The sequence below is a fragment of the Nocardioides conyzicola genome, assembly GCF_039543825.1.
GTDB lineage: Bacteria > Actinomycetota > Actinomycetes > Propionibacteriales > Nocardioidaceae > Nocardioides > Nocardioides conyzicola.
The window spans coordinates 267,508-289,588 of sequence record NZ_BAABKM010000003.1 but is presented as its reverse complement, the minus strand read 5'-3'; the positions used below and the strand labels follow the sequence as shown (position 1 = coordinate 289,588).

Genomic DNA, 22,081 nt, shown 5'->3' with positions numbered 1-22,081 from the left:
GGCGGATCGGTGCGACGCGGCGGATGTGGGTACCGGAATCATCCCCGAGCCTTGAGGAGTCCCATGACGAACGTTGCCGAGCTGCTGGTCGAGGCGCTTGCCGAGCACGGTGTCACCCAGGTGTGGGGCGTCGTCGGCGACGCGCTCAACCCCGTGACCGACGCGATCCACCACCACGACCGGGTGGAGTGGGTGGCGGTGCGGCACGAGGAGGCCGGTGCCTTCGCCGCCGGCGCCCAGGCGCAGCTCACGGGCCGGCTCGGGGTCTGCATGGGCACGGTCGGGCCTGGCTCCATCCACCTCCTCAACGGCCTGTACGACGCGAAGAAGTCGCGCGTGCCCATGCTCGCGATCTGCGGCCAGGTGCCGCGCGGTGAGATCGGCAGCGACTTCTTCCAGGAGGTCGACAACGACGTGCTCTTCGCCGACGTGGCGGTGTTCACGGCGACCATCACCAGCACCGACCAGCTGCCCCAGCTGATCGAGCGGGCCGGCAACGCCGCGCTCCAGGAGCGCGGGGTCGCGGTGCTGACCCTCCCGGGTGACGTTGGCGGGCTGGACCTGCCGAAGGACACCCCGGTGCCGCGGTTCGTCACCGACCTGCCCGCCGTACCCCCGGATCCGTCGTCCGTGGCGCGCGCCGCCGAGGCGATCAACGCGGCCGGCAACGTGACGATGCTGGTCGGGGCCGGTGCGCGCGAGGCCCGGGCCGACGTGCTGGCCGTGGCCGAGCGGCTGTCGGCGCCGATGGTGCTGACCCTCAAGGGCAAGGAGGGGTTGGAGCGGGACAACCCCTACGAGGTCGGCCAGTCGGGCCTGCTGGGCAACCACGCCAGCGCCGTCGCGTTCGACGGGTGCGACCTGCTGCTGATGGTCGGCACCGACTTCCCGTACAAGGAGTTCTACCCGGACGGGAAGGTCGTCGTGCAGGTCGACTCCGCCGGGGCTCACATGGGCCGCCGGCACCCGGTCGACCACCCCGTCGTCGGGGACGCGCGGCTCACCCTGACCGCGCTGCTGCCGCTGCTCGAGGCGAAGGCGGACACGGGTCTGCTGGACAAGGCCCGCTCGAGCTACGAGGCGTGGCGGGAGCGGCAGGCGCACCTGGCCGACCCCGACTACGAGCGCAAGCCCGTCGGGCTGCTGCGCCGCAAGGTCGACAACCCCGAGCGCCGCATCCGCCCGGAGCTGCTGGCCGCGGCGGTCGACCGGTTCGCCGCCGACGACGCGATCTTCACCACCGACACCGGGATGGCGACCACGTGGTTGGCCCGCTTCGTGCACCTGCGCGGCACCCGGCGCCTGCTCGGCTCCTTCAACCTCGGCTCGATGGCCAACGCCATGCCGCAGGCCCTCGGCGCCCAGGCGCTCGACCGCGACCAGCAGGTGGTGGCGTTCTGCGGCGACGGCGGTCTGACGATGCTCCTGGGCGACCTGATCACCGCCGTCACCCACGACCTGCCGGTCAAGCTGGTGGTCTTCGACAACGGGAGCCTCGGCATGGTGAAGCTCGAGATGGAGCAGGTCGGGCTCTCGCCGTACGGCACGAAGCTCGACAACCCCGACCTCGCGCGCGTCGCCGAGGCGATCGGCCTCAAGGCCATCCGGGTCGAGGACCCGCACGCCGTCGAGGGCGCCGTGCTCGAGGCGCTGGCGTACGACGGCCCGGTGCTCCTCGACGTCGTGACCAACGCCGACGAGGTCGCGATCCCGCCGAAGCCCACCCTCGAGCAGGGCTGGGGCTTCGCCATCGCCAAGAGCAAGGAGTTCCTCGAGTCGTCGGAGTGATCGGAGTGAGAGGCGGACGGGCGGGTACTGCGCTGGCATGACCAACTTCGGCTACACCCTGATGACCGAGCAGAGCGGACCGCGCGACCTCGTCCGGTACGCCGTGGCCGCGGAGCACGCGGGCTTCGACTTCGAGGTGATGAGCGACCACTACTCGCCGTGGCTGACCGAGCAGGGGCACGCGCCGTACGCCTGGACGGTCCTCGGCGCGGTCGCCCAGGCCACCTCGCGGGTCGGGCTGATGACGTACGTGACGTGCCCGACGCTGCGCTACCACCCGGCGGTCGTGGCCCAGAAGGCCGCGACCCTGCAGATCCTGGCCGAGGGTCGGTTCACTCTCGGTCTGGGCAGCGGTGAGAACCTCAACGAGCACGTCGTCGGTGAGGGGTGGCCGGCGATCCAGGACCGTCAGGACATGCTGGCCGAGGCGGTCGAGATCATCCGCGCGTTGCACACCGGAGACCTCGTCGACCACCGGGGCGAGTTCTTCCAGGTCGACTCGGCCCGGATCTGGGACGTCCCGGACGAGGGCGTCGACCTGGCGATCGCGGTCGCGGGGGAGCGGGCCATCGGGGTCTTCGCCCCGCTCGCCGACCACCTCGTCGGCGTCGAGCCCAAGGAGTCCCTGATCTCGGACTGGAACGCCGTCGACGGTGCGCCCCGGATCGGGGACGGCGCTCGCGCCATCGGGCAGATCCCGATCTGCTGGGACCCGGACGAGGAGACCGCCAAGGCCAAGGCGCACGAGCAGTTCCGCTGGTTCGGTGGCGGCTGGCAGGTCAACGCCGACCTGCCCACGCCGGCGGGCTTCGCGGGTGCGACCCAGTTCGTCCGGCCCGAGGACGTCGCGGACTCGATCCCGTGCGGGCCCGACCTGGATGCCGTCGTGGAGGCCGTCAGCGCCTACTGGGAGGCGGGGTTCACCGACATCGCCGTCGTCCAGATCGGCGACGACGGCCAGGACCGCTTCCTCGCCGAGGCGGCCGGGCCGCTGCTCGACAAGCTGCGCGCCGCGGCACCGGCCTGACGTGGACGCCGTGCTGTTCGACATCGACGGGACCCTGGTCGACTCGACCTACCACCACGCGCTCGCCTGGCACCGGGCGTTCGCCCGGCTCGGCGACCCGCCGCCGCTGTGGCGGATCCACCGCACCATCGGCATGGGCGGCGACAAGCTCGTGGCCGAGCTCGCGGGGGAGGAGACCGAGGCGGAGCACGGGGACGACCTGCGTGACGCCTGGCGCGAGGAGTACCTCGAGATCCGCGCCGAGGTCCGGGCTCTGTCCGGTGCGGCGGACCTGGTCCGCAAGCTCGCCGTCGACGGCTACCGGGTCGCACTGGCGTCGTCCGGGGACCCGCAGTTCGCCGGCGAGGCGGTCGAGCTGCTCGACATCGGCGACCGGGTCGAGGTGCTGACCACGTCGGAGGACGTCGAGGACTCCAAGCCCGAGCCGGACCTCGTCGGCGTCACCCTCGACCGCCTCGGTGAGGTCGACCGGGCGGTCTTCGTCGGGGACACGCCGTACGACGTCGAGGCGGCCCGCCGGGCCGGGATGTCGTGCATCGGACTGCTGACCGGAGGGTTCAGCGAGGCCGAGCTCACGGAGGCGGGGGCCGTCCTGGTGGCGGCGTCGCCGGCCGACCTCCTCGAGGCCGACTGGGCGTCGTACCTCTCCTAGGAAAATCACCCTTCCGGGCGAACTGCCGCCGGTTTTACCTTCGGCACCGTCGGGGACGAGACGGTCATGACAGCCATGGTCACCGCGGCCGCCGCTCCCGAGCGGACCCGGGACGAGCGTCGCTCCCACACGAACGAGCTGCTGACCCGGGCGCGGGGCGCCGATCCCGTCGAGCGGGCGCGTCTCCTCGACGAGGTGGTCGTCGAGAACATCCCGGTCGCCACGTCGATCGCCCGTCGCTACCGGGGTCGCGGCGTCGCCGCCGATGACCTGGACCAGGTTGCCTGCCTCGCGCTGGTGCGGGCAGCACGCCGCTTCGACCCCGCGCAGGCCGACGACTTCCTGACGTTCGCCGTCCCGACGATCCAGGGCGAGATCAAGCGCTACTTCCGCGACCACGGCTGGATGGTCCGGCCCACGCGCGCCGTGCAGGAGGCGCAGCAGCTGATCAACCAGACCGCCTGGCGCGACGACGGCCGCGAACGCACCCCGGCCGAGCTCGCCGCGGAGCTCGGCATCGAGCAGAGCGTGGTGGAGTCTGCGTTCCAGGCGCAGGGGTGCTTCACTCCCGTGTCCCTGGACCAGCCGCTGGAGAGCGGGGACGTCGAGTCGGATCGGCTGGTCTCGCCGGACTCCGCCGCGGCGTACGAGGCCGCCGAGGCTCGGGTCCTGCTGGGACGGCTGACCCGACAGCTCAAGCCGCGAGACCGGCTGATCCTCTACCTGCGGTACGTCGAGGGGCTGACCCAGGCCGAGATCGGCGCCGAGCTGGGGGTGACCCAGATGCAGGTCTCGCGGTTGCTGGCGCGGGTGCTGGAGCGTCTGCGGCAGTTGGCGACGAGCCAAGCCGCCTGATCGCGGATGGGGTCGGCGGGCCTGGGTACCGCTTGGACAACTCAATCAGTGGAGGCAGCAGTGAAGGCAGTGACCTGGCAGGGACGTCGCGACATCCGAGTCGAGGAGGTGCCGGACCCGGTGATCGAGGAGCCGACGGACGCGATCATCAAGATCACGTCGACCGGTCTCTGCGGCTCGGATCTCCACCTCTACGAGACCCTCACCCCGTTCATGACCCCGGGCGACATCGTCGGCCACGAGCCGATGGGCATCGTCGAGGAGGTCGGCTCGACCGTCGGCGACCTCAAGGTCGGCGACCGGGTGGTGCTCCCGTTCAACGTGTCGTGCGGGCACTGCTGGATGTGCGACCAGCAGCTCTACAGCCAGTGCGAGACCACGCAGAACCACGAGTACGGGACGGGCGCGGGCTTCTTCGGCTACAGCAAGCTCTACGGCCAGATCCCCGGTGGCCAGGCCGAGTACCTCCGCGTGCCGTACGCCGACTTCATGCCGATCAAGGTGCCGAAGGGTCCCAGCGACGACCGGTTCCTCTTCCTGTCCGACGTGCTGCCCACCGCCTGGCAGGCGGTGCAGTACGCCGCCGTGCCCGACGGCGGGACGCTGCTGGTGATGGGCCTCGGACCCATCGGTGACATGGCGGCGCGCGTCGGGATGCACCTCGGCTACCGGGTGATCGGCGTCGACCTGGTGCCCGAACGCCTGGCCCGGGTGGCCGGCCGCGGCGCCGAGGTCATCGACCTCAACGCCGTCGATGACATCGGCGACGCCGTACGCGAGCTCACCGGCGGCCGGGGCGCCGACTCGGTCATCGACGCGGTCGGCATGGAGGCGCACGGGTCGCCCACGGCGGCAGCCGTGCAGACGCTCGTCGGGTTCCTGCCCAAGAAGCTCGCCCAGCCGATGATGCAGAAGCTCGGCGTCGACCGGCTGGCCGCTCTCTACGCCTCGATCGACGCCGTCCGCCGCGGCGGCACGTTGTCGATCATCGGCGTGTACGGCGGGCAGGCCGACCCGATGCCGATGCTGACGATGTTCGACAAGCAGCTGCAGGTGCGGATGGGCCAGGCCAACGTCAAGAAGTGGGTCGACGACATCATGCCGTTGCTCACCGACGACTCGGACCCGTTGGGCGTCGAGCAGTTCGCCACCCACCGGCTGTCGCTGAGCGAGGCACCTGCGGCGTACGAGCAGTTCCAGAAGAAGACCGACGGCACCATTAAGGTCGTCTTCCAGCCCTGAGCCACCAGCGGGAGGTCGCATGCGCCACGGCCGCGACGAGACCGACGAGGAGCGCGTCGACCGGAAGTTCGACGACCTGCTCCAGGAGCTGCGCGTCGTCCAGACCGGCGCGCAGCTCACCGCCGGGTTCCTGCTGACGCTGCCCTTCCAGGACAGCTTCTCGGACCTGGACCGGTTCCAGGAGGGGCTCTACCTCGGCCTGGTGCTCCTCGCCGCCCTCACCACGGCGTTGGTGCTCGCACCGGTCGCGGTGCACCGCCGTCTCTCGGGCCAGCACGTCAAGAGCCGGATCCTCGTCGCCGGCCACCGGTTGGCGTCGTGCGCCCTCGCGGCCATCGCGCTGCTCGTGACTGGGATGGTCACCTTCATCGTCGACGTCGTCGTGGACCGCGCCTGGGCGTGCGTCGCCGGCGGCGCGATGGCGATCGTCCTCCTGCTGTTGCTCGTCGTGCTGCCGAGGTCGCTGCGGCGGATCGCGGCGGTGGAGGAAGGCTCCGGCTCCGGTGGTTGAGGGGGGCCGTCGGGCCTGGCTCGAAACCACCCTCCGACTGTCGGTGGCCTGCGGGTCCGTCCGGGTTGGTCGCCGATAGGCAGTTACGCGGGTAAGGCGCGCTCGGGTCGGCGTCGCCTCCCGGCTTTCCGGTGGTCCCCACCGGTGGTTGAGGAGGTCCGCCAGGCCCGTCTCGAAACCAACCGGCTGTCAGTGGCCTGCGGGTCCGCAGGGGTCGGCCGCCGCTATGGCAGTTACGCGGGTACGGCGCGCTCGGGTTGGCGTTGCCTCCCGGCCCTCTGGTCGCAAGGACCGGTGGTTGAGGAGGGCCGCTAGGCCCGTCTCGAAACCCCGGAAAGCCGACCGCCCTCCCTCGCCCGGGATCGTGATCGTTTCGTGACCTGGAACCCTGTGGATAAGGCCTTCTGGGGCCTCCGACTGTCGGTGTCCAGTGCTTGGCTAGTCCCATGACAGCGATGACCACACCCCACCACCAGGTGGCCACGGCGACCGCGCGGATGCGCGGTGTTGCCGACTCCGTGGTGGACGCGTCGGTGTGGTCCATGACGTCTGCCGACGCGGCGTCCACATTGGTGGAGCTGACGAAGTTGGAGGCGCAGGTCGTCGAGCTCCGCGCGCGGGTGGCGCGGCACGCCGACGAGCTCCAGGTCGGCACCGACGAGGGTGCCACCTCCACCGCCACCTGGCTCGCGCACCAGACCCGGCTCACCCGGTCCGCCGCTGCGGGGGTGGTGCACCTCGGCTACGACCTCGACACCCACGACCTGGTCCGCGACGCCCTCGCCGCCGGCGACCTCCGACCCGAGCAGGCGCAGGTCATCGTTCGAGCGGTGAAGGAGCTACCCGAGGATCTCGACCCTGACCTCACGATCCGCGCCGAGCGCCACCTGGTCGATGCCGCGCAGGAGCACGACGCGAAGACCCTGCGGATCCTCGGCCGCCGCCTGTTGGAAGTGGTGGCGCCGGAGCTGGCGGACCAGCACGAGGCCGACCTCCTCGAGAAGGAGGAGGCCAAGGCAGCACAGGCGATGCGGCTGACGATGACCGACGACGGTCACGGCAAGACCCACGCCAGGTTCACCCTCCCGACCGTCCAGGCGGCGATGCTCAAGAAGATGCTCCTGGCGATCGCCGCGCCCAAGCACCAGGCCGCCACCCACGGACCCGGGATCGAACGACGCCCCGGACCCGAGCGGATGGGCCGCGCCTTCGCCGAGCTCATCGAACGCATCAGCGCCAAGGACCTCCCGAAGGTCGGCGGCACCGACGCCACCATCGTCATCCACATCGACCTCGACGTGCTGACCGGCAAGCTGCAGAAGGCCGGTGTCCTCGACACCGGCGAGAAGATCAGCCCGAGCCAGGTCCGCCGGCTGGCCTGCACCGCCCGCATCCTCCCCGTCGTGCTCAACGGCAAGTCCGAGGTCCTCGACGTCGGCCGAGCCAGACGCTTCTTCACCAAGGCCCAGCTGACCGCCCTGGGCATCAGGGACGGCGGCTGCGTCGCCGAAGGGTGCGACTGGCCACCCTGGCTCTGCCACGGACACCACTGGATCCGCTGGGCCGACGACGGCCCGACGGACCTCGCAAACGGCGGCCTGCTCTGCCCCAGACACCACGCCCGAGCCCACGACCCGACGTACGAGACGACCCATCACCCCAACGGGGAGGTCAGCTTCCACCGACGGCCCTAGCCTTCAGCATGCCGGAGACCACACACCGCAGGCCCGTCGAGGACGGAGCCGTCGGCGTCGAAGCGCGAGCCGTGGAGCGGGCAGTCCCAGCTGCTCTCGGCGTCGTTCCAGGTCGTGACGCCGCCGAGGTGCGTGCACACCTTCGACCGGCTGGTACGCCGCAGCGGGGGGAGCCAGCCGCGAGCGAGCTCGATGCCGACCTCGGCGTTCATCTTGGCGCTGGCGGGCAGGCCGCGGAGCTCGTGCGGGCTCCAGGTGGCGAACGCGTCGGCCCACTCGGTGTGGCCTCCGAGGATGCGTGAGGAGAGTGCGAGCGACGCCGCGACGGCGTTGGTCATGCCCCACTTGGCGTAGCCGCCCGCCATCAGGAGGTGGTCGGACCCGGGGAGCAGGGGACCGGCGAAGGGGAGCTGGTGGTGCGGCACGAAGTCCTGGGCGGACCAGGCGTGGGTCTCGCGAGCGCCGGGGAAGTGCTCCGCGGTCCACGTGCGCAGCTCGTCGACGTGGGCGCTGGTCGGGGTCGACCGTCCGGTCGTGTGGCCCGACCCGCCGACGAGCAGGAGCTGCTGTCCGTCCTGGTCGACCGCGTCCCGCAGGGAGCGCGACGGCTGGTCGGCCGACAGGTACATCGCTCCGACCGGCTCGGCGTCGGTGCGGTAGGCGAGGCCGTAGGAGCGGGCCGGGGTCATCCGGGAGAAGAACGCGCCCCGGTCGAGGATGGGCATGTTGGTGGCCAGGACGAGCCGCTCCGTGCGGACCTCGTGCTCATAGGTGGTGACCCGGACAGGAGAGCTCCCGCGCACCTTCAGGACCCGGACGCCCTCGACGACCACGACGCCGTGCCGCACGGCCTCGGCGGCCAGCGCGCCCAGCAGCTCCATCGGGTCGAGCTGGACCTGGTCGTCGAGCCGGACGGCGCCGGAGGTCGGGAACGGCAGGTCGACCTGGTCGGTCCACGACACCGGGAGCCCGGCGTCGCGGGCCACGTCGTGCTCACGTCGAGCCCGAGCGGCACCGACCCGCCCGTGCCCGTAGGTGTACGCCGGGGCGTGCGCGAGTCCGACGCCGTGCTCGTCGCAGAAGCGCTCGACCCAGGCCTGTCCCTCGCGGTTGGCCTCGACGTACCTCGCGACCGTGCTCGCGGGGTGGTGCCGTCGGATGCTCGAGAGGCGGGTGCCCTGCAGCAGGCTGACCTTCGCCGTGCTGCTGCCGGTGGCGCCCGCGCCGACCTGCCGGGCCTCGAGCACCAGCACCCGCTTGCCGGCGCGGCCGAGCAGCAGCGCCGTGGTCAGGCCGGTCAGGCCCGCGCCGACGACCACCACGTCCCAGGGTCCGGCGAGATCGACGTCCGCCTGTACGGCGGGCGCGTGCCAGGGGGTCCGGTCGTGCCACAGCGAGGTCGAGGTCATGTCCGTCGGTACCCGACCCGTTCCCGGGCACACGTTCCCGCCGGGTGACCGTTCAGCCGAGCGCGGGCAGGACCTCCTTGCCGTAGAACTCGATCATCTCCACGAAGTTCGGCCCCATGTTGGCGAGGTAGAGCTCGTCGTACCCGGCGGCGGCGTACTCGCGGATCTGCCGGAGGTGGTCCTCGGGGTCGTTCCCGGCCACGACGGACTCACGCGTCGAGTCCATCGTCACCAGCTCGGTGGCCTGCTCGAAGTGCTCCGGAGTCGGGAGGACCTGGGCGAGCTCGCCGGGCAGCCCGGCGTTGGGCCACAGCCGGTGGGCGTGCTCCCAGCCCTCCTCCTGCGTGGGTGCGAACGCGACCTTGGCGCCCGCCTGGGCGGGCTTGCCGCCCGAGGCCTCCTTGAAGCGGGCGACCAGGTCAGCGTCAGCCGCCGTCCCGATGTAGCCGTCGCCGATCCGTGCTGCGAGCTCCAGCGCCTTGGGGCCGAATGCCGACACGAAGATCTCGGGCGGGGTGTCCGGCACGTTGTAGATGCGGGCATGGTCGACGGTGTAGTGAGAGCCGCGGCTGGTCACCACCTCACCGGTCCACAGCTCACGGATGAGGGCCACCGCCTCCTCGAGCATGTCCAGGCGGACGTCGAGCGGCGGCCACGGTCCGCCCATGATGCTCTCGTTGAGGGCCTCGCCGGTGCCGACCCCCAACGTGAACCGGCCGTCGAGCAGCTCGGCGCAGGTGCCCGCCGCCTGGGCGACGATCGCGGGATGGACCCGCACCGTCGGGCAGGTCACGGCCGTCGTGACGTGCAGGTCGCAGACCTGGCTGATCGCCCCGATGACGCTCCACACGAGCGGACTGTTGCCCTGCTCGTTGTTCCACGGGTGGAAGTGGTCGCTGATCCACAGCCCCGTGAATCCTGCCTGCTCGGCGGCCGCCGCCTGGGCAACGAGCTCGGCGGGGGAGTACTCCTCGGTCGAGAGGAAGTAGCCGATGCGCATGAGATCTCCTCCGGTCGTTGGGTGCGAAGGCGGTACCCCGCCCGCTGCCGGGCACACGTGGCTCGCACGTGTGCCGTCGCCCTCCGCCGGGCACCAAGAGACCGTGGCCCGAACTCATGTGCTCGCCCTCGTCCAGGCCGGTGGCGCCGGCGGCCGGATGGACGTCCTGACCCGGGAGCGGGCCAAGCCGACGCTGCCCTTCGCCGGCGTCTTCCAGCTGATCGACTTCTCGTTGTCCAACCTCTCCAACAGCGGCATCACCGACGTCTGGCTGTCGGTGCAGTTCCAGGGCGCCGGCCTGGGCGAGGAGATCGCCAACGGTCGGCCGTGGGACCTCGACCGCAACCGGGGCGGCCTGCGCCTGCTGATGGCCCAGGAGGGCACCGGGGGCACCGACGAGGAGGGGTTCGCCCAGGGCAACGCGGACGAGCTCTACCGGTTCCGCGACCAGGTCCGGGCGGACGACCCGGAGGTGCTCGTGGTGCTCAGCGCCGACCACGTCTACCGCTTCGACGTGATGGACGCCGTCGCCACCCACCGGCGTACCGGAGCCGAGTGCACGATCGTGACCACCACCGTCCCGATCGAGGAGGCGTCCGACCACGCGACGGTCGAGAGCGACGACGACGGTTGCGTGACCGGGTTCGCGTACAAGCCCGACTCGCCCAGCACCGGGACCGTCGCCACCGAGATCTTCGTCTACGACCCGGCCGTCCTGGTGCGCGCGCTCGAGGAGCTCCACCACGAGCTCGGCCCCGAGGCGGGGGAGGGCGACACCGGGCTCGGCGACTTCGGCGAGCACCTCGTCCCCTACCTCGTCGACCGCGGCAAGGTGTTCGTCCACCCGATGAAGGGCTACTGGAAGGACCTGGGCAAGCCGCACAAGTACGTCGCGGCGCACCACGACGTCCTCGCCGACGACCTGGGCGTCCTGGGGGACCAGGACTGGCCGATCGTCGGGCACCAGCAGCAGCGCTCGGCCGCCCGCGTCCTCGACGGGGCACGGGTGACCGACAGCCTGCTGAGCCCGGGGTCCACGGTCAGCGGGACCGTCATCCGCAGCGTGCTCGGCCCCGGCGTGGTGGTCGAGGCCGGCGCCCTGGTGCGCGACAGCGTCGTCTTCCAGGACACCCGGGTGGAGGAGGGCGCTCGCCTGGACTGGGCGGTCGTCGACCGCGACTGCGTCGTCGGACCGGGCGCCGAGGTGGGGTCGCCCGACACGGACCCGGAGGACCCGGACGCCATCGTGCTGGTCGGCCGCGGCTCACGGATCGGGCGTGGCGTCACCGTCCCGGGAGGCGCGCGTCTCGAGCCGGGCACGACCGCGTGAACCCAGCTGCTGCAGCCGGTCGAGGGGCAGCGGCGGCTGACCCAGCGGGTTGGCTGCCGCGACCTCGTCCATGGCGTCGAGCATGTTGCGCAGGTTGATGACCAGCGCGCCGTACACCGGCCACTGGGCCGTCCGTACGCCGTCGCCACCGAGGTCGTCGACCAGCTGGTTGAGCCGGTCGTGGATGGCCCGGATCGCGCGGGGGTCGGCGGCGGCGATCGCCTCGCCCGCGTCCGTCAGCAGGCGCGGCCACCGCTCGCGGAACTCCACGTCCCACCCCGCCCAGCTCGCCGACTCGTAGCCGAGGGTGCGCGCCATGCTGCGGGTGTCCGCGACCGCCTGCTCCATGCGCTGCAGGAGGTCCCGCGAGCGCCGCGGGTCGCGCAGGTCGCGCGCCGAGCGACGCGGGTTCATCCGGCTGCTCTCCTGGGCCTGACGGACCAGCGCCCAGGCGTGGTCGATGTCGCCGTCGAGGCCCCGGGTGCGCTCGACCCACGCGGCCACGTCGTCGTCGTCATAGTCGACGGCCAACCGCGACCCCATGTCCGTGAGCAGGCCGCCGATGTCGTCGTCGATGCGGTTCATCGCCGTGATCGCCGTACGCCGGCGCAGCGGTGGCCAGACCGCTGCGTTGACCAGCAGGCCCACCACGATCCCGATCGCGGTGTCGCCCAGTCGCTCGATCAGCATCGAGTCGTCGCTGGAGAAGCCGGTGGTCAGGACGACCATCGCCGTCGCCGCGACCGTGATCGCCTCCTCGCCGAACCAGGGGAGGGCACCGATGACGAGGCCGGCCGTCAGCACCACCGCGACCGAGAGGGTGTCGAGGCCCAGGGCGTTGCCCACGGCCCAGGCGAGCACGACGCCGGCGACCGCGGCGGTGACCTGGCGCAGACCCCGCGAGAAGGTCCGGTAGACGGTCGCGTGCACGACCAGCAGCGCCGCCCACGGGGCGAGGAACGACTGCGACAGCGAGAAGACCTCGGTGGCCAGCACCCACGCGAGCACCGCCGCCAGCGCCGTCTTCGCGAGCTGAGTGAGGTCGTTCCAGAAGACGGGGTCACGCACGCGGCCGTGCCACGGAGCGGTCACGGGAGAGGGCATCTGTCGACGCTAGTCGACTCCACGTCGCGGGGACCGGGGAGATCCCACTCAGAAGGGTATTTCCTGCCCCGTCGCCTCCGAGGTCCTCGACGTCGGCCGAGCCAAGCGCTTCTTCACCAAGGCCCAACTGACCGCCCTGGGCATCAGAGACGGCGGCTGCCTCGCCGAAGGCTGCGACTGGCCACCGTGGATGTTCCACGGACACCACTGGATCCGCTGGGCCGACGACGGCGGCACCGACCTCACCAACGGCGGACTCCTCTGCCCGCGACACCACGCGAGAGCCCACGACCCGATCTACGAGACCACCCACCAACCCAACGGCAAGGTCACCTTCCACCGCAGGTGCTAGGCCGACGCCTGGCGCACTGTCATACCGATGCGCGGGCCTCTGCTGCCGTGCGGTCGCTAGCATCCTCGAGTGCTTTATCGACCGATCACCCAGGTGATCGCGGTCATCTATGTGATCGCAGCCGTGGCGATCGGCGGCTACGCAGTCTGGGCGGCCGTGGACACCTTCGGAGCCCGAGATGATGCCGATGGACTCACGCGCGCCCAGTTCCCCTTCAGTGTCTTCATGCTGGCAGTGTCCGCCGCGACGATCCTGCTGGTCATCGGCAGCGGCATAGCCTCGCGGAAGCGCCGGCCCGCAGCACGTGCCCTCTGGGTGTTGGGTGCGATCGCCGCGTTCATTCCTGTGCTCCTCGCCTCGTCGGTCGCCATCGCGTGGCTACACGGGCCACCGCTGTTGAGTCTCGGTGCGGTCGCCGGCGTGACGGCGATGGCGGGTCTCATCGCGTTGCGTTCTCCCTGGTGGCCCGTGGACTCCGAAGCCGCCTGAGTCCCGACGCATGACCTGTCGCGCCCGCAGGTGCTGCCGATGGGCGGGGTCCGTTCGGCCCACGTCGACCAGCGACCGTGGGAGCATCTCCACGTGTCCGACAACCAAGCTCGCCCGATCGCACGGCATGCCGTCGTCATGGGCCTGATTGCGTGGTCGATGTTCGCGGCAGTAGGCGGAGCAGTAGGTGGCGACCTGGTCGTCCGGCTGCTGTGTCTCGCCTGGATCGCCCTCGGAGCCTGGCTCCTGGTGCGTCGGTGGCGCTCAGCTCCGTGATCCAAGCTGGCAGGACGTGCTCATCCGGAGCGTAGAGCGCCTGGTGGCCGGCACCTGGAGGGGATTCACCCGAACAGGTATTTTCTGCCGCGGCGCCGCTGGCTACGGTAGGAGCAGGTAAGGGCAGGTCTCGGGAGCCGCCCCTTACGCAGAGCGCGGCTCCCGTGGCCTGTACCCCCGGTGGACGAGGGGTTGGGGTAGCCATGAGCACGCTGTCGTACGAACCGGCGCAACGACGTCTCCGGGTGAGTGGTGCGTGCGGGCGCGAGGACGCGGCCCGGCTCCGCGAGGCGGTGTCCGCCTACGCTCGCCCGGGCGAGACGCTGATCGTCGACCTCACCGCGGTCACGGACGCGACGAGCGACGTCGGTCGCGCCCTGCTCGACGCCCGGCGGACCGCTGCGTGCCGCGTGACGCTCCTGCGCAAGAGCGGGAGCCCCGTCGACTCGTGCCTCAGGACCGGTCAGCCGGGGATCTCCTCCGAGCGCCGCGGGTAGCGGTTCCGCTCCGCCACGCTGCCGTCCGGGCGCCGGACGACATGGTCCACGCCGCGCACGCGCGCCTCGTGGCGGCCGACCTCGCAGGCCGCCTCGCGGGAGCGGTACGTCCCCGGCAGGGGGCCTCGGCGCCGGACCCTGTTGTGCCATGCCTGACCGTCGTAGTACGTCTCCACTGCCTCTCCCAAGGCGATCAACCCTCCCCGTGCCGCTCCGTCCTTCGTCGGGCGTCATGACTGACCGGTTGCCCGTTGCCCGCCGTCGTACGCGCCCCAAGAGGGTGAAACGCGGCCTCAGGGCCTGATGCCGCCGAGGACGAACGCGCTCGTCCGGTCGATCCAGTCGTCGGTGATGCCGTCGGGGCCGCGGACGAGCATGGCGACCAGGGCCGCGCCGATCACCACCTCGATGATGTCGACGGCGTCGACGTTCGCCCGGATCTCGCCGGCCTCGGCCGCCGTCCGCACGTAGACCTCGGTGCCGCTCCAGCCCTCGGACGCGAACCGCTCGAGCAGCCGCGCGTGCAGGGTCGGGTCCGCCGAGGCCTCGGCGATCAGCCCGGGGACGGCTGCGCGCGCCAACGGCGTGGTGAGGAGCTCGGCCGTACGGCGTACGAGCTCGCGGATGTCGGCCTCGAGCACGCCGGTGCGCGGCGGCTCGTGCATGACGCTGTCGCCGAAGGTGGCCTCGTGGACGAGGTGGGCCTTGGTCGGCCAGCGGCGGTAGACGGCCGGGCGGGAGGTGCCGGCCCGGTCGGCGATGGCGGCGACGGTCAGGTCGGCGTACCCGACCTCGAGGAGCAGCTCCGCGGCGGCGCCGAGCACCGCGCTGTCGATGCGCGCGTCCCGAGGTCTGCCGTTTTCGTTTGCCATCTCCGTGACAAGTGTAACGTAACTAGATGTGACCTCACTCACGTGCGAGCTCGTCGAGCTGACCGACGTCGTCGACGGCCGGTACGGCGGCAAGGCGCTCGGGCTGGCCCAGCTCTCGGCGGCCGGGTTCGCCGTCCCGGCCGCGTTCGTCATCGCCAACGCCGACCCGGACGCGCTGCCGCCGGGCCTGCCGCAGCGCTACGCCGACCTGGTGGCAGCGGGCACGGTCACCACCGTCGCGGTGCGCTCGTCCGCTGCCGGCGAGGACGGTGCCGAGAGCTCCTTCGCCGGCCAGTACGAGACGGTCCTCGGGGTGAGCAGCTACGACGAGCTCGTGGACGCCGTACGCCGGTGCGTGGCGTCGACCGGCTCGGACCGCGCGGCGGCGTACCAGACCGACGCGGGGATCTCCGGCGTGATGCACCTCGTCGTCCAGGAGATGGTGGACGCCCGCGCGGCCGGGGTGGTGTTCACGGCCGACCCGACCAGCGCCCGCCGGGACCTGGCGGTCGTCGACGCCGTCGCCGGGCTGGGGGAGTCGCTGGTCGACGGGTCCACGACATCCGACCACTACGAGGTCGATCGCACCGGGACGATCACCGACCGGCAGACGACCGCGACGCCGGCCGTGACCGACGACGAGGTGACCGCGGTCGCCGCCGGCGCACGCGAGGCCGAGGCACGCTGGGGCCGCCCGCTCGACCTGGAGTGGGCGATCGACGGCGCCGGCACGATCCGCTGGCTGCAGGCGCGGCCGATCACCACGCTGCCCGGCGACCTGAGCGCCATGGACTCGGCGGTCAACACGGCCGACGACGTCTACACCCGCTGCAACATCGGCGAGATGATGCCCGGCGCCTTCTGCCCGCTCACCGCCTCGGTCAGCGGCCGGGCGATCGAGTACGCCATGCAGCTGGTGCAGGTGAAGGGCGGGTTCCAGCAGGAGTACGACGCGGACCGCTGGCTCCAGGTCGGCTACTTCTCCGGCCACCTCTTCCTCAACATGACCGAGGGCACGGCGCTGAGCTCCGGGATCCTGGGCAACTCGCTGGAGCAGTACTCGATCTCGATCGCCGGCCGCGTCGTCGAGGAGCTCGTGCCCAAGCCGCCGAAGCCCTTCCCGCGTCGTCTGGTCAACACGGTCCGGCTGACCACCTTCGCGCTGACGGCCGGGCCGCACATCCGGCGCCTGGACAAGAAGCTGGCGACGACCAGCACGCCGTCGGCCGCCACGCCCCAGGCGTTGCTGGCCGAGCTCGACGCCGCCGTCGAGCTCTACAATGAGGCCACGCTGACCCACGTGCGCTCCTCGTCCCGCTCCGCCGTCGCGGCCAACGTCCTCGAGGACACCGTGGTGAAGGAGGCGGTCAAGGCCGGGCGGACCGAGGACGAGGGTCGTGCCCAGGCGTCCGCGCTGATGGCCGGGGCCACCGACGTGGAGAGCGCGATGATGCTCGCGCAGCTCGACGAGGTCGTCGCCGACCTGGCCGCCGACGAGGAGGCGGGCGGCCGCTTCCTCGGGCTGGACCCGGCCGGCGCCGTGGGCTCGCTGAAGGGCGACGAGGGGCCGACGGCCGCGAGGTTCAACAACTTCCTCGAGCGCCACGGCCACCGCGGCTATCGCGAGCTGTGCCTGCGCGACCCCTCCTGGGGCGACGACCCCGAGGGCCTCGGCACGATCATGCAGGCCATGTTGCGCGCCCGGCTGGCAACCGGCAACGCGACCCGGCCCACCCAGACGGTCGACGACGCCGACCTGCCCCGGGCACTGCGCACCCTCGCCCGGATGGCCCGTGCGGGAGCCCGTGGCCGCGAGGCGACCAAGTCCCGGATGGTGCTCGTCGCCCACCGGCTCAGCCGCGGCTACCGGCTCCTCGGCGAGCAGCTGGCCGCGAGCGGCCGGCTCCCCGACGCGGACCTGGTGTTCTTCTTCGACCGCTCCGAGCTGCCGGCCGTCGTCGGCACCGGCGACATCTCCGGCCTGGTCGCCGCGGCAGAGTCGCGTCGTACGGCGCTGCCCTTCCAGGCCCGGCTGGAGTTCCCGGACGTCACCGTCGGCAAGCCGGTGCCGTTCCGGCCCCAGCCGCCCGAGGGCGTCGAGGACGGCGTGATCGTCGGGCGCCCGGCCTGCAGCGGCGTCGCCGAGGGCACGGTCCGGGTCGCGACCACGATCGCCGAGGCGCAGGCGCTGCAACCAGGGGAGATCCTGGTCGCGCCGGTGACCGACGTCGGCTGGACGCCGTACTTCACCCTGATCGCCGCTCTCGTCACCGACATCGGCAGCTCCGTCTCGCACGGCGCGGTCGTCGCCCGCGAGTACGGCCTGCCGTGCGTGGTCAACACGCAGGGCGCCACCCGCGTGCTCCACACGGGGGACCGCGTCCGCGTCGACGGCGACCGCGGCACCGTCACCATCCTGAGCTGACCCGCCCCAACCTGACCTGGAGGTCCTGCCATGCCCGATGTCCCCGGCGTGTTCCCGCTCGACGAGTACCCGATCCACCAGATCGCGGCCCCGATCGAGTACGTCGGGACCGACCGCAACTTCTACGACCGGTCCTACTGGAACGCGCACGACCGCAGCGGCGAGATCTTCCTGATCTCGGGGATGGGCTACTACCCCAACCTCGGCACGAAGGACGCTTTCCTGCTGATCCGCCGCGGGGACGAGCAGACCGCGCTGCACTTCGGGGACAAGATCGACAGCGACCGGCTCAACCAGCACGTCGGCAACTACCGCATCGAGGTGGTCGAGCCGCTGAAGACCTCGCGCCTGGTCATCGAGGAGACCGAGGGGATCTCCCTCGACATGACGTGGCGCGGGCTCTTCCCGGCGATCCCCGAGGCGCGGCACATCATGCGCGCCGGTGGCCACCGGGCGATCCTCGACGCGCAGCGCTTCGCGCAGGTCGGGTCGTGGGAGGGCTCGCTGACGATCGACGGCACGACGTACGACGTCACTCCGGATCGCTGGATCGGCACCCGGGACCGGTCCTGGGGTGCCCGCCCGATCGGCGAGGCCGAGCCGGCGGGCAAGCCGGCCGACCCGCCGTTCGACGGCATGTGGTGGCTCTACGTGCCGATCGCCTTCGAGGACTTCGCGATGGTCGTCATCATCCAGGAGGAGCCCGACGGCAACCGGATCCTCAACGACTGCCACCGGGTGTGGCCCGACGGCCGGACCGAGCAGCTGGGCTGGCCGCTGGTGACGACCAGCTACCGCAGCGGCACCCGGACCCCGATCGACGGCATGCTCAGCTTCCGGACGCAGGAGGGCGTCGACGTCGAGGTGGACCTGGAGTCCCTGCTGCCCCTCGCCATCCACGTCGGCGGTGGCTACGGCGGCGACTCCGACTGGTCGCACGGGCAGTGGCGCGGCGAGGGCTGGTCCGAGCGGGTCACGTACGACATGACCGACCCACAGGTCGTCGGCCGGGTCGCGTTCGGGCTCACCGACAACGTCGGGCGCGCCACCTGGCGCGAGGCCGGGCAGGAGCCGAAGGTGGGCTGGGGACTCTACGAGCACGGCGTCATCGGCCTGCACAAGCCGACCGGGTTCGACGACTGGTTCACCAACGCGCCCTGAGCCGATTCCCGGGACGGCGCCCGCAGGGCCGTCTTACGCTGCGGCATGCGCACTCTCTCGCTCATCGCGGCCGGGGCGGTCGCCCTGGCCGGCCTGACCGTCGTCGGCGCCACTATCTCGACGGCCCACGCCGAGCCGGCCTTCACGGCGTACGCCCTCTCCGGCACCGACCTGCTCAGCTTCGACATCGCCGATCCAGCGACGCCGGAGTCGAAGGCCATCACCGGTGTGGGGGCGGGGGAGACCCTCGTCGGCCTCGACGTCCGACCGCAGAACGGCGAGCTCTACGCGCTCGGCGTCAACGCGACCGCCGACACCGCGACGTTGTACGTCGTGCACCCGCAGGACGGCTTCGCCGCCGCGGTGGGCACGCCCGGGAGCGTCGCGTTCACGCTCGACGGGTCGACCGTGATCGACCTGCCGGACCCCAGCACCGTGGGCTACGGGTTCGACGTCAACCCGGCGGCCGACCGGGTCCGGGTGACCGCCGGCGGGCTCAACTTCCGGGTCAGCCCCACCACCGGTGCCGCGGTCGACGGCAACACCGGCGCCGCCGGCACGAACCCCGACGGCCCCGTCAACGGCGGCACGACGACGATCGACGCCGCGGCGTACACGAACGACGTGCCCAACAACGGCAACGTCACCACGCTCTACACGCTCGACGCCGCCAGCAACTCCCTCTACATCCAGAACCCGCCCAACAACGGGACCCAGATGCTCATCCAGGGCGTGACGCTCGGAGGCAGCGCGCTGGACTTCACCGGGGTCGACGGCTTCGACATCCCCTCGGGCGTCAACACCGCGGCGAGCAACACACCCGTCGCGAGCGGGAGCGGGTACGCCGTCCTGTCCGTCGGTGGCAGCACCTCGCTCTACACGGTCGACCTTGTCACCGGCGCCGCGACAGCAATCGGCACGATCGGCACGGGCACCACCCCGGTGCAGGGCCTGGCTCTCCAGCGCGACGTCGACGAGGGCTACCCGGCGATCGGGCTCAGCACGGACGGCACCACCCTGGTCCGATTCTCGACGGTCACCCCGGCAACGACGACCACGCAGGCCCTCAACCTCGCCGCCCTAGGGGCGGGGGAGACCCTGGCTGCGATCGCGTGGCGGCCGCAGACCGGGCAGCTCCTCGGGCTCGGCGTCAACGCCGCGACGGACACCGGGACGCTCTACGTGGTGGACCCGCAATCGGGTGTGCTCACGCGGGTCGGGGGCTCCTTCGGTCTCCTCGCCTGGGTCGACGACGGGGCCACCACGGTCGACCTGCCGGATCCGTCGACGACCGCCTACGCCCTGGACGTCAACCCCGTCGTCGACCGCGTCCGGGTCACGGCCGGCGGTGACCTCAACGCTCGGGTCAACCCGGTCACCGGGGCTGCGGTGGACGGCAACGCCGCGGTCGCCGGGGTCAACCCCGACGGCAGCCCCGGCCTCGGGCTCGGCGCCATCGCCTACACCAACGGCTTCGGCCGCAACCTGTCGACGCTCGGCGCCACGACCACGCTCTACGCGCTCGAGCCCGTCCTCAACCAGCTGGTCGTCGTCGACCCGCCCAACAGCGGGACGCTGACCAACCCGCTCACCGTGAAGGCCGGCGCGGCGGCCCTCGACTTCGAGGCGCCGTTCGTGGGGCTCGACATCCCCGAGGACGTGCCCGGTACGGCGTACGCCGTGCTCCTCGTCGGCGGCACGGCGCGGTTGTACGCGATCGACCTCGCGAGCGCCCGGGCGACCAACGTCGGCGACCTGCCCTCGGCCGTCTCGTTGCGCAGCCTCACCCTCGGCCAGGCGGGCGCCAACCGGCCGGTGCCACCGCCGCCGGTGGCCGTCCCGGCGAGCCTGACCAAGGCCGGTGCGACCAAGCAGGTGAAGAAGACGGTCGACACCGGCCGCACCCTCGCCTGCCCGAGCGCCTTCCTGTCCACGTCCTGCACGACGACGATCAAGGTGACCGCGACGTACAAGGTCAAGGTCAAGGGCAAGACGAGGACGAGGTCCGCCGTCGTCGGCAAGGCCACGGTGAAGACGGCCCGCGGGAAGTCCACGCGGCTCAAGGTCACCCTGTCGAAGGGGGGCGTGAAGCTCCTCAAGCAGAGGAAGACCCTGGCCGCCAAGGTCGCCATCACCGCGCCTACCGGCCCCGAGGCCGCCAAGCGCACGACGACGGTGAAGGTGAAGCTGAGCAAGAAGAAGCTGTAGGCGCCCCGGCGGGCGCGTGGGGTCAGCCGGTGGTCTCGACGTCGTCCTTGTCGGGGTGCCGGTCCTGGCGCTTCTCGTTGGTGACGGCGTCGGGACCGGTGGGGCCCTCGTCCGCCTTGCCGCTCTCGCCCTGGGGCGCTCCGGCGACCGAGTCCTCGGGCGAGATCTCCTCGCCGGGAGCCTTGAAGCTCGCCACCTCGGAGACCTGTCCCTCGGTGTCGGATCCAGACGTGGGGTGGGACTCGCGGGGTGAGGTCATGACCTCGCCGTACCCAGCGTGGGTCCGGGCCACGCCGTCACGGGGCTTCCGGGATCACCGCGACCACGGTGCGCGCGTGCTCGACCACGTCGTGCGAGACGTCTCCGTCGACGGCCCGCGACCAGACCCCGGCCTGTCGTCGGCCGACCACGAGCAGGTCCATCGAGTCCGCAGCCTGTCCCAGGCAGGGCCCGGGCAGGCCACGAGCGACCTGCTGCGTCACGTGCACGTCGGGGTACCTCTCGCCCAGCCCGGCGACCGACTCGGCGAGCACCAGGCGGGCGTCCTCCACGTCCGATCCGTCGGACGCGACGACGAAGGGCGTCCCCACCGCGGCCACCGGGTCCCACACGCAGTGCATCACCGTGAGCGGCAGTCCGCGCTGGGACGCCGTGCGGAACGCGAACTCCAGGACGGGCGCCGAGGCAGGAGAGCCGTCCGCACCGACCAGGACGCCGCGTCGCACGATGCCAGGGTGATGGGGACGCACGACGACGACCGGGCACGACGCGTGCCGAGCCGTCGCGGCGCTCACCGACCCGAGCAGCAGGCTGCGCACCGGGCCGCGACCACGGGAGCCGACGACGATGGCCGTGGCGTTGCGGGAGAGGTCGAGCAGCACCTGGCGGGGGTCGCCCTCCACCGTGGTCGGGTGGACGACCACCGACGGATGACGGCGGGCGACGTGCTCGGCGGCGGACTCGGCCGCCGACCAGGCGGTGACGGTCGTGCCGAGGGTGCTGATCGCGTGCGCCAGCACCAGGGGCAGACCGTCGAGGGCAGCCTGGTCCGCTGCCCACGCCACGGCGGCGTCACTGTGGTCTGAGCCGTCCACGCCGACGACGATGGCGCCGGCCGGGACCGCGTTCGCGGGGAGAGATCGGAGTTCCATGGATCCACCGTCGGCCGCGCCGATCCTCGGCGTCAGCG

General features: G+C 71.8%; 21 protein-coding genes. 14 read left to right on the top strand and 7 right to left on the bottom strand.

All coding sequences use genetic code 11. The features are described 5' to 3' along the window. Nucleotides 1–63 precede the first annotated feature (63 nt). From ABEA34_RS19220 to ABEA34_RS19190, 7 genes are all read left to right on the top strand, one after another. On the top strand, nucleotides 64–1,788 hold the full coding sequence (locus tag ABEA34_RS19220; protein WP_345523134.1) for a thiamine pyrophosphate-dependent enzyme: 1,725 nt from the start codon (nucleotides 64–66) through the stop codon (nucleotides 1,786–1,788). Nucleotides 1,789–1,825: 37 nt separating this feature from the next. Further along, the gene (locus tag ABEA34_RS19215) at nucleotides 1,826–2,815 is read left to right on the top strand and encodes an LLM class F420-dependent oxidoreductase (protein WP_345523133.1); all 990 of its coding nucleotides are present in this window, start codon (nucleotides 1,826–1,828) and stop codon (nucleotides 2,813–2,815) included. A 1-nt stretch (nucleotide 2,816) separates the two neighbouring features. Then, entirely contained in the window at nucleotides 2,817–3,467 is a 651-nt protein-coding gene (locus ABEA34_RS19210; RefSeq protein WP_345523132.1) for an HAD family hydrolase, read from the top strand. 66 nt (nucleotides 3,468–3,533) lie between these two features. After that, nucleotides 3,534–4,322 (top strand): sigma-70 family RNA polymerase sigma factor, encoded by a 789-nt coding sequence (locus tag ABEA34_RS19205; protein ID WP_345523130.1) that lies wholly within the window; start codon nucleotides 3,534–3,536, stop codon nucleotides 4,320–4,322. A 60-nt stretch (nucleotides 4,323–4,382) separates the two neighbouring features. Continuing rightward, complete coding sequence (locus tag ABEA34_RS19200) at nucleotides 4,383–5,564, top strand: zinc-dependent alcohol dehydrogenase (RefSeq protein WP_345523128.1); 1,182 nt, start codon at nucleotides 4,383–4,385, stop codon at nucleotides 5,562–5,564. A gap of 19 nt (nucleotides 5,565–5,583) precedes the next feature. Then, a complete protein-coding gene (locus ABEA34_RS19195; RefSeq protein WP_345523127.1) occupies nucleotides 5,584–6,075 on the top strand; it encodes a DUF6328 family protein in 492 nt (163 codons plus the stop codon). Nucleotides 6,076–6,521: 446 nt separating this feature from the next. Next, nucleotides 6,522–7,769 (top strand): HNH endonuclease signature motif containing protein, encoded by a 1,248-nt coding sequence (locus tag ABEA34_RS19190; protein WP_345523125.1) that lies wholly within the window; start codon nucleotides 6,522–6,524, stop codon nucleotides 7,767–7,769. On the opposite strand, the gene ABEA34_RS19185 is transcribed toward ABEA34_RS19190, so the two are convergent. Beyond that, nucleotides 7,766–9,178: an FAD-dependent oxidoreductase gene (locus ABEA34_RS19185; RefSeq protein WP_345523123.1), complete on the bottom strand. Its 1,413-nt coding sequence runs from the start codon at nucleotides 9,176–9,178 to the stop codon at nucleotides 7,766–7,768. The genes ABEA34_RS19190 and ABEA34_RS19185 overlap by 4 nt on opposite strands. Nucleotides 9,179–9,230: 52 nt before the next feature. Next, nucleotides 9,231–10,178, bottom strand: a complete 948-nt coding sequence (locus ABEA34_RS19180) for a TIGR03557 family F420-dependent LLM class oxidoreductase (RefSeq protein WP_345523121.1) — start codon at nucleotides 10,176–10,178, stop codon at nucleotides 9,231–9,233. 103 nt (nucleotides 10,179–10,281) lie between these two features. On the opposite strand from ABEA34_RS19180, the gene ABEA34_RS19175 reads away from it, so the two are divergent. Then, nucleotides 10,282–11,508 (top strand): glucose-1-phosphate adenylyltransferase family protein, encoded by a 1,227-nt coding sequence (locus ABEA34_RS19175; protein WP_345523120.1) that lies wholly within the window; start codon nucleotides 10,282–10,284, stop codon nucleotides 11,506–11,508. Here the strand turns inward: ABEA34_RS19175 and ABEA34_RS19170 are convergent. Further along, a complete protein-coding gene (locus ABEA34_RS19170; RefSeq protein ID WP_345523119.1) occupies nucleotides 11,443–12,612 on the bottom strand; it encodes an FUSC family protein in 1,170 nt (389 codons plus the stop codon). The two genes, ABEA34_RS19175 and ABEA34_RS19170, sit on opposite strands and share 66 nt — an antisense overlap. Nucleotides 12,613–12,670: 58 nt before the next feature. On the opposite strand from ABEA34_RS19170, the gene ABEA34_RS19165 reads away from it, so the two are divergent. The 3 genes from ABEA34_RS19165 (at nucleotide 12,671) to ABEA34_RS19155 (ending at nucleotide 14,226) form a co-directional block, all read left to right on the top strand. After that, the gene (locus ABEA34_RS19165) at nucleotides 12,671–12,964 is read left to right on the top strand and encodes an HNH endonuclease signature motif containing protein (RefSeq protein WP_345523275.1); all 294 of its coding nucleotides are present in this window, start codon (nucleotides 12,671–12,673) and stop codon (nucleotides 12,962–12,964) included. A 69-nt stretch (nucleotides 12,965–13,033) separates the two neighbouring features. Then, complete coding sequence (locus ABEA34_RS19160) at nucleotides 13,034–13,453, top strand: hypothetical protein (protein ID WP_345523118.1); 420 nt, start codon at nucleotides 13,034–13,036, stop codon at nucleotides 13,451–13,453. Between the two features lie 479 nt (nucleotides 13,454–13,932). Further along, a complete protein-coding gene (locus ABEA34_RS19155; RefSeq protein WP_345523116.1) occupies nucleotides 13,933–14,226 on the top strand; it encodes a hypothetical protein in 294 nt (97 codons plus the stop codon). Here the strand turns inward: ABEA34_RS19155 and ABEA34_RS19150 are convergent. Next, complete coding sequence (locus tag ABEA34_RS19150) at nucleotides 14,193–14,414, bottom strand: DUF2188 domain-containing protein (RefSeq protein ID WP_345523114.1); 222 nt, start codon at nucleotides 14,412–14,414, stop codon at nucleotides 14,193–14,195. The two genes, ABEA34_RS19155 and ABEA34_RS19150, sit on opposite strands and share 34 nt — an antisense overlap. Nucleotides 14,415–14,519: 105 nt before the next feature. Then, nucleotides 14,520–15,098: a TetR/AcrR family transcriptional regulator gene (locus ABEA34_RS19145; RefSeq protein ID WP_345523112.1), complete on the bottom strand. Its 579-nt coding sequence runs from the start codon at nucleotides 15,096–15,098 to the stop codon at nucleotides 14,520–14,522. A 28-nt stretch (nucleotides 15,099–15,126) separates the two neighbouring features. On the opposite strand from ABEA34_RS19145, the gene ABEA34_RS19140 reads away from it, so the two are divergent. From ABEA34_RS19140 to ABEA34_RS19130, 3 genes are read left to right on the top strand one after another with little or no spacing between them, the layout of a single operon-like run. Then, nucleotides 15,127–17,523, top strand: a complete 2,397-nt coding sequence (locus ABEA34_RS19140) for a PEP/pyruvate-binding domain-containing protein (RefSeq protein WP_345523110.1) — start codon at nucleotides 15,127–15,129, stop codon at nucleotides 17,521–17,523. A gap of 30 nt (nucleotides 17,524–17,553) precedes the next feature. Then, nucleotides 17,554–18,684 carry an Rv3169 family protein gene (locus ABEA34_RS19135; RefSeq protein WP_345523108.1) on the top strand — a complete coding sequence of 377 codons (1,131 nt, stop codon included), beginning with the start codon at nucleotides 17,554–17,556 and terminating at the stop codon, nucleotides 18,682–18,684. Nucleotides 18,685–18,729: 45 nt separating this feature from the next. Then, a complete protein-coding gene (locus ABEA34_RS19130) occupies nucleotides 18,730–20,892 on the top strand; it encodes a DUF4394 domain-containing protein (RefSeq protein ID WP_345523106.1) in 2,163 nt (720 codons plus the stop codon). Nucleotides 20,893–20,914: 22 nt separating this feature from the next. Here ABEA34_RS19130 and ABEA34_RS19125 read toward each other — a convergent pair whose 3' ends face one another. Both ABEA34_RS19125 and ABEA34_RS19120 read right to left on the bottom strand, forming a co-directional pair. Further along, complete coding sequence (locus ABEA34_RS19125) at nucleotides 20,915–21,151, bottom strand: hypothetical protein (protein ID WP_345523104.1); 237 nt, start codon at nucleotides 21,149–21,151, stop codon at nucleotides 20,915–20,917. Nucleotides 21,152–21,188: 37 nt separating this feature from the next. Continuing rightward, a complete protein-coding gene (locus tag ABEA34_RS19120) occupies nucleotides 21,189–22,043 on the bottom strand; it encodes a universal stress protein (RefSeq protein WP_345523102.1) in 855 nt (284 codons plus the stop codon). Between the last annotated feature and the right edge of the window lie 38 nt (nucleotides 22,044–22,081).

Bases quoted from the DNA above. Each gene is read 5' to 3' on its own strand.
- ABEA34_RS19220 (WP_345523134.1), top strand. From the start codon at position 64: ATGACGAACGTTGCCGAGCTGCTGGTCGAGGCGCTTGCCGAGCACGGT.
- ABEA34_RS19215 (WP_345523133.1), top strand. From the start codon at position 1,826: ATGACCAACTTCGGCTACACCCTGATGACCGAGCAGAGCGGACCGCGC.
- ABEA34_RS19205 (WP_345523130.1), top strand. From the start codon at position 3,534: ATGACAGCCATGGTCACCGCGGCCGCCGCTCCCGAGCGGACCCGGGAC.
- ABEA34_RS19195 (WP_345523127.1), top strand. From the start codon at position 5,584: ATGCGCCACGGCCGCGACGAGACCGACGAGGAGCGCGTCGACCGGAAG.
- ABEA34_RS19190 (WP_345523125.1), top strand. From the start codon at position 6,522: ATGACAGCGATGACCACACCCCACCACCAGGTGGCCACGGCGACCGCG.
- ABEA34_RS19185 (WP_345523123.1), bottom strand. From the start codon at position 9,178: ATGACCTCGACCTCGCTGTGGCACGACCGGACCCCCTGGCACGCGCCC.
- ABEA34_RS19180 (WP_345523121.1), bottom strand. From the start codon at position 10,178: ATGCGCATCGGCTACTTCCTCTCGACCGAGGAGTACTCCCCCGCCGAG.
- ABEA34_RS19170 (WP_345523119.1), bottom strand. From the start codon at position 12,612: ATGCCCTCTCCCGTGACCGCTCCGTGGCACGGCCGCGTGCGTGACCCC.
- ABEA34_RS19155 (WP_345523116.1), top strand. From the start codon at position 13,933: ATGAGCACGCTGTCGTACGAACCGGCGCAACGACGTCTCCGGGTGAGT.
- ABEA34_RS19145 (WP_345523112.1), bottom strand. From the start codon at position 15,098: ATGGCAAACGAAAACGGCAGACCTCGGGACGCGCGCATCGACAGCGCG.
- ABEA34_RS19135 (WP_345523108.1), top strand. From the start codon at position 17,554: ATGCCCGATGTCCCCGGCGTGTTCCCGCTCGACGAGTACCCGATCCAC.
- ABEA34_RS19130 (WP_345523106.1), top strand. From the start codon at position 18,730: ATGCGCACTCTCTCGCTCATCGCGGCCGGGGCGGTCGCCCTGGCCGGC.
- ABEA34_RS19125 (WP_345523104.1), bottom strand. From the start codon at position 21,151: ATGACCTCACCCCGCGAGTCCCACCCCACGTCTGGATCCGACACCGAG.
- ABEA34_RS19120 (WP_345523102.1), bottom strand. From the start codon at position 22,043: ATGGAACTCCGATCTCTCCCCGCGAACGCGGTCCCGGCCGGCGCCATC.